Annotated in this window: 7 protein-coding genes; 4 read left to right on the forward strand and 3 right to left on the reverse strand. The window is 46.1% G+C overall.

Translation table 11 applies throughout. From position 1 onward, the window contains the following. Positions 1-92: 92 nt before the first annotated feature. Positions 93-1,838 (reverse strand): phospho-sugar mutase, encoded by a 1,746-nt coding sequence (locus IEV18_RS10690; RefSeq protein WP_188392370.1) that lies wholly within the window; start codon positions 1,836-1,838, stop codon positions 93-95. Positions 1,839-1,998: 160 nt separating this feature from the next. On the opposite strand from IEV18_RS10690, the gene IEV18_RS10695 reads away from it, so the two are divergent. Both IEV18_RS10695 and IEV18_RS10700 read left to right on the forward strand, forming a co-directional pair. Beyond that, on the forward strand, positions 1,999-3,096 hold the full coding sequence (locus IEV18_RS10695; protein ID WP_188392371.1) for an AI-2E family transporter: 1,098 nt from the start codon (positions 1,999-2,001) through the stop codon (positions 3,094-3,096). 51 nt (positions 3,097-3,147) lie between these two features. Next, positions 3,148-3,333, forward strand: coding sequence for an SE1832 family protein (locus tag IEV18_RS10700; protein WP_188392372.1), 186 nt, complete (start codon positions 3,148-3,150; stop codon positions 3,331-3,333). Positions 3,334-3,411: 78 nt separating this feature from the next. Here IEV18_RS10700 and IEV18_RS10705 read toward each other — a convergent pair whose 3' ends face one another. Continuing rightward, a complete protein-coding gene (locus tag IEV18_RS10705; protein WP_188392373.1) occupies positions 3,412-5,244 on the reverse strand; it encodes a cation:proton antiporter in 1,833 nt (610 codons plus the stop codon). A 211-nt stretch (positions 5,245-5,455) separates the two neighbouring features. Between IEV18_RS10705 and recQ the strand changes: the two genes are divergently transcribed. Together recQ and IEV18_RS10715 are read left to right on the forward strand one after the other, a co-directional pair. Continuing rightward, positions 5,456-7,579 (forward strand): DNA helicase RecQ, encoded by a 2,124-nt coding sequence (gene recQ, locus IEV18_RS10710; protein WP_188392374.1) that lies wholly within the window; start codon positions 5,456-5,458, stop codon positions 7,577-7,579. Between the two features lie 134 nt (positions 7,580-7,713). Continuing rightward, complete coding sequence (locus IEV18_RS10715; protein WP_308421565.1) at positions 7,714-10,458, forward strand: UPF0182 family membrane protein; 2,745 nt, start codon at positions 7,714-7,716, stop codon at positions 10,456-10,458. A 58-nt stretch (positions 10,459-10,516) separates the two neighbouring features. Here IEV18_RS10715 and IEV18_RS10720 read toward each other — a convergent pair whose 3' ends face one another. Beyond that, positions 10,517-11,752, reverse strand: a complete 1,236-nt coding sequence (locus IEV18_RS10720) for an aminopeptidase (RefSeq protein ID WP_188392375.1) — start codon at positions 11,750-11,752, stop codon at positions 10,517-10,519. Positions 11,753-12,080 lie beyond the last annotated feature (328 nt).

A 12,080-nucleotide genomic window follows, 5' to 3' on the forward strand; every position in this document is an offset into this window, starting at 1 on the left:
TAACCTCGTAATGACGACTTAAATTGTCCAGCTACTCCCCTTTAATCATTAAAGAAGTTGTAATTTATTTTTACCAATAATCAAAGGATTTGTCAATTCCTAACTTTTGGCTGATATGATTCGATAAGGCGATCCATTTCTGCTTTTAGCCGGGCTAACCTTTCCTCACTGTCCACCTTATCTTTCCCGCAAACGCCGTAATAATACTTTAATTTTGGTTCTGTTCCCGACGGCCGCAAGCAGACCCAGCCTTTTTCTTCCAGCAATATTTTCACCATGTTTTCCCTCGGCAAACCAATCGGCTCAACCTCGTTCGTTTCGACAATTTTCCGTTCGCCGGTTAAGTAGTTTTCAATTTTTTCCACTTTCCATCCGGCAATTTCGGTAAATGGCTCGTTGCGGAAATTTTCCATAATGCGGGAGATAGTTTCGGCTCCATCTTTTCCTTTTAACGTAATGGAGGAAAGCCCTTCCCGGTAATAGCCGTATTTTTCGTACACTTCCTGCAACGCATCGAGCAATGTTTTTCCTTGCTTTTTCCAATAATAGGCCATCTCCGCAGCCATGACCGCCGACTGGACTGCATCCTTATCCCGGACAAAGCCGCTGATTAGATAGCCGTAGCTTTCTTCATAGCCGAAAATAAATGTTTCGCCCGTCCAATCGAATTGGCGGATTTTATCGCCGATAAATTTAAATCCGGTGAGGGTATCGATCGTTTTCACGCCAAAGCTGTTCGCAATTTCCCGGCCTAATTCGGTCGTAACGACCGTTTTAATCATTCGCGGGTTTCGGGTAACGATCGGATTATAATGCAGCAATATATAATAAAGCATTAAAGAACCAAGCTGATTACCTGTCAGCACCTCATAGACGCCGTCTTTATTTTTCACCGCAACTCCTAGCCGGTCAGCGTCCGGATCGGTAGCAAGCAAAATGTCCGCACCGACTTTTTCTCCTAACTCAATCGCCATAGAAAATGCCTGGTGCTCTTCCGGATTCGGTGAAGAAACGGTGCGAAACTCCGGATCTGGCACCGCCTGTTCTTCCACAACGTGCACATTAGTGAAGCGGAGCTGCTCCAATCCTTTCGTGACTAAATCGAGACTCGTTCCGTGGAGCGGCGTAAAGACGATGGAGACGTCTTTTTCTTTCTCCTTTTCGTCATCTGCTAATTTGGAAATAAATTGGAGCCGGGACAAATAGGCAGTATCCACTTCTTTTCCTGCCCAGCGGAGAAGGCCTTCTTTTTCCGCCACTTCCTGCTCCATCGCCGGGACCGTCAGTTCATTGTCCACTTTCCGGATGTAGGAAATAATATCCTCTGCCTCATCCGGCGTGATTTGGCCTCCGGTTTCGTTATATACTTTAAAGCCGTTATATTCCGGCGGGTTATGGCTCGCGGTAATCATAATGCCGGCAGCAGTGCTTAAATGTCTGACGGCAAAAGATAGGAGCGGTGTCGGCCGCAGCGATTCAAAGACGTATGCTTTAATGCCGAAATGGGCAAGCACTTTCGCTGATTCCACGGCAAATTCAAAGGACTGATACCGGGAATCATAGCTGATCACCACGCCCCGGTCCTTCACATTGACCCGATGTTCCAGCAAATATTCGGCAAGGCCAAAGACCGCTTTCCGGATCGTATATATATTCATTCGGTTCGTTCCCGGTCCAAGAACCCCGCGCATGCCGCCGGTTCCGAAAGTGAGTTCTTTATAAAAAGCATCTTCCAGCTCGGCTGGGTCATGCTCTATTTCAAGTAATTGTTGTTGTAAATTTGGGTCAAGCTGTGGAAAGGACTTCCATTTGTCGTAAACCTTTTTCCAGCTGGTCATAAAACGATCCCCCATTGCAGTTTATATGTTCAAATTTTAACATATTTTGATAGTATATTCTATAAGATTTAATTTCTGCTATTTTGGGTAAAATATGAAGAGAAACATCTTATAAATTTTTCCATTTTGTAAAATCCCAACATTAGAAAGTGGTGACGGAATGGTACAAAAACGCTGGTTCCAAATATTAACCTTCTTTATTATGTTCTTTCTATTAATCTGGTTAATTCAATCCACTAAATTTATCTTTATCCCCTTGTTGCAATATGTCGGGGCGATTGCCTTTCCTTTAATCGGCGCCGGGATCCTTTATTATTTAACCCGCCCGTTAATGCTCTTTTTTGAACGGCGGCTAAAGGCAAACCGTATTATTTCTATTATTCTTGTATATATTACGTTGTTATTGCTCGTAGGTTTATTTATTATGTACATTTGGCCGATTGCCCAGCGGCAGTTTGCCAATCTCGCCTATAGCGTTCCAGCCATGATTGCGATGGCTGGGGACATTATCGAATATTTGCAGCAAAATTATACGAGCATCCCGCCGCAAGTAAACGAGGCGATCGATGATTTCCTGCAAAACTTGCCGACTTTCCTGCAAAATTTGTTAGACCATCTTTTCGGCTTTCTCGGCAATTTTATCGGTCACGTCATCAGCATCCTTGCCGGTCTCGTCATGATGCCTTTTTTCCTTTTCTTTATGCTGAAAGACGGGGAAAAACTGCTCCCGTTTATCCTGCAAATTTTTAAAAAGAAAAGAGCGGAAAACATCCGCGCATTGGCCGGCAAGATTGACAATGTCCTGTCTTCCTTTATTCAAGGGCAGCTTTTAGTCAGCTTTTTTGTCGGTGTGTTACTATATATCGGATACTTAATCATCGATCTGGATTATGCATTGCTTTTGGCGCTCTTTGGCATGTTAACGAATGTCATTCCTTATTTGGGGCCGTTTATCGCTGTCACACCAGCCCTGATTGTCGGCACGTTGCAAGACCCGATGAATTTTATTTGGGTGGCCGTCATCATGCTCGTTGCCCAGCAAATTGAAAGCAATTTAATTTCCCCGAACGTCATGGGGCAGGCATTAAATGTCCACCCTTTGACCGTCATGACCGTCGTCATTGCGGCAGGCAGCATCGCCGGCTTTCTCGGCATCCTGTTTGCTGTTCCCGTGTATGCCGTCGTCCGGACGATTATCGTTCATTTGTACCAGACGTACGTGGAATCGAAGGAAAATAAAGAAGATGCGTTAATTTAATATTGTTGGAAAGAGCCTTTTTCGCTACACTGGGGATAAGAGGTGATACAAGTGGCAACGAAAGAGGAATTGGAAGGAAAGCTTCTCGAATTAAAATCGGATTACGTCCGGATTCAGAGCGATCTGGATAAGCTGGAGTATGTGAAAGGGAGAGTCTCATCCGCCCAGGAGCAGCTCGTCCGTCTGGAAAAGGAAATTGCCGAGGTGCGGCAACAGCTGGAGGAGCTGGAGGACTGATGTTAAAAATAGAGTGCGAAACAGCGCACTCTATTTTTGTTAAGGTGAATAATCAGCGGGATCGTTCCCGCTGATTCCTTAATCTCCCTTTAGCCTCGCCTTAATTTTTTCCTGCTCTTTTATCGGTGGTGTCAGGCTGACGATCGTATCCCCGGCGGAAGGAACAGTACGCATTTCTTCGGAGAAAAACTTCAGAACCCCCGACGGCTTCACCAAGTACAGAAAGACGGTGGAATCGTCTTTGTCCTGCAAATATTGTTCCAAACCGTATTTTTGGGTAAGCGTCGTCTGCCGGAAAACATAGCCCGCTTCAACCTTTTCCAGCAAATCTTCCAAGGAAAACTTTTTGTCAAACAGAATCCGTCCTCCTACTTTGGAAACGATGCCGCTGGAGTAGCCGTCTTTAAAATAAGTGTACGGACTGACCTTAAACACGTTCGTCCTTCCGTATTCCGGTGTAAACGTCGTACAGACGAGGGAATTGTACGCATGATCATCGGTAATGGCCAATAAATAATCATACGGAATCGTATCCAAAATGTGTTCCGTCTGTTCCGACAGCATATCCCCGTGGTAAAAAGGGACGCCCGCATTCCGGGCTAAACTTAAATGTTCCCAGGAGGAATCAACAACGATGACCGGAATGTTCATATCTTGCAATGATTTGGCCAGGCGGACGGTAAACGGATTGCTGCCGATAATTAAAGCCCCTGGCTTCCCTTCCGATGACAGATTCAGTTTTTTCGCCAGCCAGCCGATGGAAAAGCCGTGGGCAACTACAGTAGAAATGACAAGGGCAAAGGTAAGGGCCGTTAAAATTTTCGCATCTTCATATCCTGCATCCAGCAAGATTTCTGCAAAATAGCCGGATACTGTCAGGGCAACGATACCCCTCGGAGCAATCCAGCCGACGAGAAGTTTTTCGTTGAAGGTCAGACTCGTTTTTATCGTCGATAAAAAAATCGACAGCGGACGGACGGCAAACATCATTAAAAGCACGTAGCAGATAATATTCGGACTGAAAATTTCCAGAAGCGTTTCCCGTTCCAGCGATGCCGTCAGCATGATGAAAATCGTCGAAATAAGCAGGACGGAAATGTTCTCTTTAAAGTGCCGCATATCCGAGATGGAACCGATGCCGATATTTGCCAGCGTAATCCCCATGGCCGTTACCGACAAGAGGCCCGTTTCGTGCATAATAATATCCGCAAGTGTAAAGCAGAAAATAACGACAACAACAACAGCAGGCGATTTAAGGAATTCGGGAATATGCCCGGTTTCAAACACATATCCGAGTCCCCGCCCGCAAGCCCATCCTAACAGAACAGCAAAAACCGATGCGATAAAGAAAAAGATGAGCTGGGTAACGTCGGGATTTTCTGCCGTGAGAAAAGTGATAATCTCAAAAGCAAAGACAGCTAGCAAGGCGCCGATCGGATCGACGATAATCCCTTCCCATTTTAATATTTTTGCCGGCCTCGGATTTAGTTTCGCCTGCCGGAGAAGGGGCATAATAACCGTCGGGCCGGTAACGGTAAACAATCCGCCAATAACAAAGGCGACCGCCCAGGAAAGCCCGGCAATATAATGGGCGGTCAGAGAACCTAACACCCAGGCGACGAACGCCCCGATCGTAGATATGCGGAAAATCGGCCTGCCGACGCCGCGAAGTTCCTGAAAACTTAAATTCAAACTTCCTTCAAAGAGGATAATGGCAACCGCCGCAGAAATAACGGGACTAAACAGATCGCCAAAATCCTCCGCCGGGTCAATGACGCCAAAAATGGGTCCTGCCAGCAAGCCGGTAATGGACATGACGACAATCGCCGGCAGCCGGTACTTCCAGGCAACCCATTGGGACCCGATACCTAAAATTCCAATAAGTGCAATTTCAAACAATAAAGAAGTCATAACTTCCCCCTCTATAGAAAAAGTCCACCCCATTTTATGTGTTTTTAGTATACCCGTCAACGAAAAAATCTTTGCTTTTTTGTAAAAAATTGAATCTTTATCGGAAGCCTTGTTAACGGTGCTGGGCAAAAAACAAAATGAATAGGCAATAAATATTTTTTCCTCCTCCCGGAAAGTGTGGTAGGATGGTTAAAGATTAGGAGGAAACCGAATGTTACGGAAGGAAAAAAAGCTGCTGCAAACTTACTTTGGCTATGATACTTTTCGCCCCGGCCAGCACGAAACGATCCAATACTTGCTAAAGGCGGAAAATACGTTGGCAGTCATGCCGACAGGCGGAGGGAAATCCATATGCTACCAAATTCCCGGATTGTCACTGGACGGAACAGCGATTATCATTTCACCGTTAATTTCTTTAATGAAAGACCAAGTGGATGGCCTCCTTTCCCTCGGAATCCCCGCCACTTATATCAACAGTTCCCTTTCCTGGCAGGAACAACAGAAGCGGCTCCAGCATACGGCTCAAGGAAAATATAAATTTGTATACGTTGCCCCGGAACGGTTCGAATCGGGCAGCTTCCTGAACGTTATCGGCAATATTCCCCTTTCTCTCATTGCCTTTGATGAAGCCCATTGCATATCCCAATGGGGCCATGATTTCCGCCCGAGCTACCGGTCCGTCGTTTCGAAGCTGAGCGGGCTGAACCATTCCGTCGTCGTTGCCCTGACAGCAACAGCAACGGAGGAAGTTATCCGGGATATTCAACAATTGCTGCACATTAAGCAAGTCGTGAAGACCGGCTTTCAGCGGGAAAACCTCTCCTTCCACGTCGTAAAGGGAAAAGACAAGCGGACATATATAAGAAATTTTTTAGACACCCGGCGTCACGAATCCGGAATTATTTATACAGCAACCCGGAAGCAGACGGACGCCTTGCATGACCTTTTAACCCGCCAGGGAATCCGTGCAGCGAAATACCATGCCGGCCTTTCGGAAGAGGAGCGGAAAGATGCCCAGCAGGCATTTATCCGGGACGAAAAAACCGTTATGGTTGCCACCAATGCTTTTGGCATGGGCATCGATAAATCGAACGTCCGTTTTGTCATCCATTATGCGATGCCGATGAACATCGAATCCTATTACCAGGAAGCCGGGAGAGCCGGCCGGGACGGGGAGCCGAGCGACTGCATTTTGCTTTTTTCCCCCCGGGATGTGGAGCTGCAAAAGTTTCTCATTGAAGAATCGGCGCTCGACGACGAAGCAAAGCAGAAAGAATACCGCAAACTCCGGGAAATGGTCAATTATTGCCATACGGACCAATGTTTGCAATCCTTTGTGTTGCATTACTTTGGGGATGGTCAGGACGTGCAGTGTGGAAAATGCAGCAATTGCGCCGGGAACCGGGAAAAAACCGATATTACCGAGCTGGCACAAATGATTTTGTCCTGCGTCAAACGAATGCGGGAACAATTTGGCGTCACCCTTACGGCAAAAGTATTAAAAGGTTCCAAGGACAAAAAAGTAAAGCAGCTCGGTTTTGAATCATTGTCCACCTACGGCATTTTATCCCAGTATACGGAAAGGCAGATTGCCGAGCTGATTCAATTTTTAGTGTCGGAAAAACTGCTTGCCATGAAGGAAGGAAAATACCCTACCCTAATGTTAAACAAGCGCTCCGTTGAAGTGCTGAAAGGCATGCGTTCCGTAGAAATGTACACCGCCCCCCTTCCGGAAAACGCAGAGTCTGACTATGAAACCGGCTTGTTTCAAGAGCTGCGCACGTTACGGAAGAAAATGGCCGATGAACGGAACATTCCGCCGTACGTATTGTTTTCGGATGCCACCCTTAAGGATTTCAGCCGCTACTTGCCGGAAACGAAGGAAGAGATGCTGGAAATCAAAGGGGTCGGGGAAAGGAAATTTGCCCAATTTGGCGAGGAATTTTTAACCGTCATCCGCACGTGGCGGAAAAACCATCCGGAAACAAAAAAGCCGATTCCAATTCACGGCGGGGGAAAAAAGAAACTTGAGCCGAAGGACGAACGGCCAAGCCATCGGATAACGTACGATTTATTTCAAGGGGGAAAAACGATTGCCGAGATTGCTGCCATCCGAAATATTACAGAACAGACAGCGGAAGACCACCTCTTTAAAGCGTATAAAGACGGTTTTCCGATTTTATGGGGAATCTTTTTTAACGACGAGGAAGAAAAAGCAATTCTCGACGCGGCAAAACAGATGGATCCCCCAAAACTAAAGCCATTAAAAGAATCGCTCGCTGAATTTGACTACAGAAAAATCAAAGCTGTTTTCGTGAAAAACGGCTTGATGTAAACCTTCAGAGCGAAAGAAAAATGAAACATTTCCCCTGCTTTTTCCGTATAACATAACGGAAGGCAGTGGTTAGTGACAGTCATTATATTTTTGTTAGAATATGAATAAAGAATTGAGTTGAAGGAGGTAACTTTTTGGATTTCAATCAGAACAGCGAAGCGCAAATGAAAAAAATACGGAAGTTTGGAAAACGTTCCGGAATTATTTCAGGTATTCTTATTTTTCTCATCGTTACCGTAATGCTCGGAATACAATGGGTAACCGAGTATATTTGGATGGACAGTGTCGATTACAGTTCTGTGTTCGTCACCATCTTCCAGACGAAAGTGCTTTTAGGTACGGCAGGATTTGTATTATTCGCCATCCTTACGTACATTACGTTATTTTGGATTAGCCGGTCGTATAAAAAGCATTTTGACATACACCAGCTGCCCCCTTTCTTTAGCCAAGGGAAACTGCTGCAGCTGATTATGTGGGGCTCGGCTTTATTTGCCGGCATTATCGGAAGCACAATTATCCAAGGAGTCGGCTGGGAACCGACATTAAAGCTTATGAACTTTGAAACGTTCGGAAAAACCGATCCGTTTTTCAACTTGGATATTTCTTTTTACATGTTTGTCTTGCCTTATTTAAAGTTCATTTTATCGATTCTGCTTTCTTTAAGCATTTTTTACTTAGCAGTGGAAGTTGCCGCCTATTCCGTCTTTCACATGTACCGGATGAATCGGTCGGCACAGGCCCATCTTGGTATTACCGTCATTGTTACCGGAATTATTTTGGCACTAACCCACGTGTTAGAACCTTTCGATACGTTATTAACGAATAAAGTAAATCTTTTTCAGGAAAGCGTCGTTTATGGATTAAGCTTTACCGACCGAGTGATTAACATTCTGAAAGCATATATTCTTGCTGCCGTTGCCATCATCGGGGCGGTATGGACGGCCATTGCCCTGCGCCGGGGGAAACTCCGCTCGATTGTGACGCCGGTTATCGTCTATGTGGCTGTCTTAATTCTCGGCCAAGGGGCATCCGTCGTTGTGCAAAACTTTATCGTATCGCCAAATGAATTTTACCGGGAAGAGCCATATTTGCAGCATAACTTGGAATTCACCCGGGCGGCATACGGATTAGACAATATGGAAGTGAAAGAACACCCAGGGAATGTGGATTCATTAGATGAGGAACTGGTGGAGCGAAACGAACTGACGATCAACAATATTCGGATTAACGATTCCCGGCCGCTCCTCGATATTTACAATCAGCTGCAAACATTCCGTACGTATTATCAATTTAATGATATCGATATTGACCGTTACGAAATTGACGGCGAATATCAGCAAGTGTTCCTTGGTGCACGAGAATTGAATACGATTGATTTGCCTGATCAGGCGCAAACATGGGTCAACCGGACGTTGCGCTATACCCACGGGTACGGCATCGCCATGAGTCAGGTGAATTCGGTCACCGCCCAAGGACAGCCCCAATATATGGTGCGAAACTTGCCGCCGCAAGGGGTTATTGATGTGACAAGGCCGCAAATTTACTTTGGCGAGGAAGATTATCAGACGGTCATCGTCGATACGGCTGTAAATGAATTTGATTATCCGTCCGGAGACGAGAACGTGACGAACCGCTATGAAGAAGAAGCGGGCATCCCGATGACGATGCTGAACCGCCTGTTATTTGCCCTGGACGAAGGCTCCTTCCGCATTTTAGTCTCCGGGCAAATTAACGAAGACAGCAAACTGTTGCAGACACGGAATATTATGGATCGGGTTACCCGGATTGCGCCGTTCTTTGAATACGATCCGGATCCGTATATTTTCGTGCGGGATGACGGCTCCCTTGCCTGGATGATGGATGCCTACTTAATTGAAGAAGGCTATCCGTACGCCGAGTCCTTTGAAGGCAGCCGCAACTACATTAAAAACCCGGTGAAAGTCGTCGTCGATGCATACACGGGAGACGTGGACTTCTACATCACCGACCCGGAAGAACCGCTCGTACAGACGTACAAAAACATGTTCCCGGACCTGTTTGCAGCGGAAATTCCGGAAGACGTGCAAGCCCATTTCCGCTATCCAGAACAGCTGTTTAAAGTGGAAGCCCGCATGTACGGAACATATCATATGACGAATTTGGAGCTGTTCTATAACCGGGAAGACTTCTGGCAATTCCCGACGGAACATTATTTCAATGAAGATATTGAGATGGAACCGTACTATGTGACGATGAAGCTTCCGGAATTTGATAAGGAAGAATTTATTTTAATGATGCCGTACACGCCGAAAAACAGGCAAAACATGATTGCCTGGATCGGCGTCCGCAACGACGGGGAAAATTACGGGGAAAAATTTGTCTACCGCTTCCCGAAACAGGAGAACGTGTATGGTCCGCAGCAAATTGAAAACCGGATTAACCAGGACAGTGAAATTTCCCAGGAATTGAACCTCTGGTCCCAGGGCGGATCCCAGGTTATCCGCGGAAACTTGCTGGCAATCCCGATTGAGGATACGATTCTTTACGTCGAACCGATTTACATTGAGTCCGCCAATGAAACCTCCTTGCCGGAAGTGAAGCAAGTGGTCATGGCCTACGGCGACCATATCGTCATGGAATCTTCCTTTGACAAAGCATTGGAGGAAATGCTGCGCATCGTCAATCCGGATGGAAGAGCGGACAGAGATGAACCGTCCGATGTGCCTGACGGGGATGCCGGCGAAGGAGAAGAGACCGGTGAGTCTGCACCGATATTAGATGCAGAAGAACTGTTGACAGAAATCTCCGAGCTCTTCAGCGCCTACCAAGACGCCGTTGCCGAAGGACGCTGGCAGGAAGCAGGAGAAATAATGGAACGAATTCAAGACCTATTGCAATAGGTTTTGCCGGTGCCAGGCACCAAAAAAAGCCGCTGGACAAAAATCCAGCGGCTTTTTCTTATATATCCAGAGCCCATGTTCCGCTGCGGAATACGGGTTCCTTCGTTCCGTCCGCTTTGACGCCGTCGATATCCAGTTTGTCAGATCCGATCATAAAGTCAACATGGACGAGGCTGTCGTTGACGCCGTGCTTATCCAGTTCCTCTTCATTCATGGAAGATCCGCCTTCCAAGTTCGTCGGGTATGCCTTTCCTAACGCAATATGACAGGAAGCATTTTCGTCAAACAGCGTATTATAGAAAATCAGCCCCGACTGGGAAACCGGCGACTCGTTCGGAACTAATGCCACTTCCCCGAGGCGTTTTGCCCCTTCGTCACTCTCCAATAAATGTTTCAGCACTTCTTCGCCCTGCTCTGCTTTAAAGTTGACGACCTTGCCGTCTTTAAAGGTGAGCTGGAAGTTATCGATGACACTTCCGCCGTAATTGAGCGGCTTCGTGCTGGACACCGTGCCGTTTACCCCATATTTATGCGGCAAAGTAAAGACTTCCTCGGTCGGCATATTCGGGTTAAAGACGGTTCCCGATTCCGTTACCGCAGCCCCGCCTTTCCAAATATGGCCTTCCGGAAGCTCGATTTCCAAATCCGTTCCCGGTGCAGTAAAAATAAGCTTTTTATATTTCTTCTCATTTAAAACTTCGTGGGCCTTCCTTAATGTTTCATTATGTTTTTCCCACGCCGCTATTGGATTTTCCTGGTCCACCCGGACAATTTTCACAATCGCATCCCATAGTCTTTCCACTGCTTCCTCCCGGCTTGCATCAGGGAAAATCTTCAGTGCCCAGTCCCCGGACGGGATGGAAATAATCGACCAGGCGATTTTATCGTTCATCGTATATTTGCGGAAATTTTTCAATGCCTCGGCTGCCGCCTTATTCGCCATCGCCACCCGCTTCGGATCAATATTTTGCAAAAGATCCGGATTGGTGGAACGGATGCTCAGTACAGCCGCACCGTCTTCAGCGTAGGAATCATACAGTTTTACCTGCCATTCCGGAAAAGTGCCGATCACTTCATCCGGCGCATGCTCAAACTTCAGCAGCGTCAGTTCATCATCGGTCCAGTTAATATGTACATCTTTTGCGCCCATTTCGTATGCTTTCCGGGCGACAATCCGGGTAAAATCCGCACCTTCAATCGGAGCATTCACCATTAGAGCCTGATTTTTTTGCAAATTTACCCCGACCTTTAGCGCCAATTCGGCATATTTTTCCATTACCTTTTGATCGACCATCTGCCTTCCTCCAATCTTTATATTCAAAAATATTATTTCATAAACGGGCATTTTTTCCAACTTCTGCTTATGTGCACCGTTAAACAATCTTCTGTTTACTACTTCCGCACAATTTGATAAGATAATAATAGTTACTTTTTGTAATCAGCTTATATATGGATTTTTCATCGAAGGATAGCATTTTATATAATTGTTTAACAATATTCGTGATAAAAAGGTAGTGTAAAAAGTTCTATGAAAACTACCCCAAAATAAAAATTCTAACCATTTTGGTTAGAGGAAAACTACCGCCATCGCTCTTGACAAACACGACAATGGTTTCTGTGTA

This window comes from Compostibacillus humi, assembly GCF_014637175.1.
Classification (GTDB): Bacteria; Bacillota; Bacilli; order Bacillales; family Amphibacillaceae; genus Oceanobacillus; species Oceanobacillus humi.

Excerpts from the sequence above, each read along its gene's own strand:
- IEV18_RS10690 (WP_188392370.1), bottom strand. The coding sequence starts at position 1,838 with ATGACCAGCTGGAAAAAGGTTTACGACAAATGGAAGTCCTTTCCACAG.
- IEV18_RS10695 (WP_188392371.1), top strand. The coding sequence starts at position 1,999 with ATGGTACAAAAACGCTGGTTCCAAATATTAACCTTCTTTATTATGTTC.
- IEV18_RS10705 (WP_188392373.1), bottom strand. The coding sequence starts at position 5,244 with ATGACTTCTTTATTGTTTGAAATTGCACTTATTGGAATTTTAGGTATC.
- recQ (WP_188392374.1), top strand. The coding sequence starts at position 5,456 with ATGTTACGGAAGGAAAAAAAGCTGCTGCAAACTTACTTTGGCTATGAT.
- IEV18_RS10720 (WP_188392375.1), bottom strand. The coding sequence starts at position 11,752 with ATGGTCGATCAAAAGGTAATGGAAAAATATGCCGAATTGGCGCTAAAG.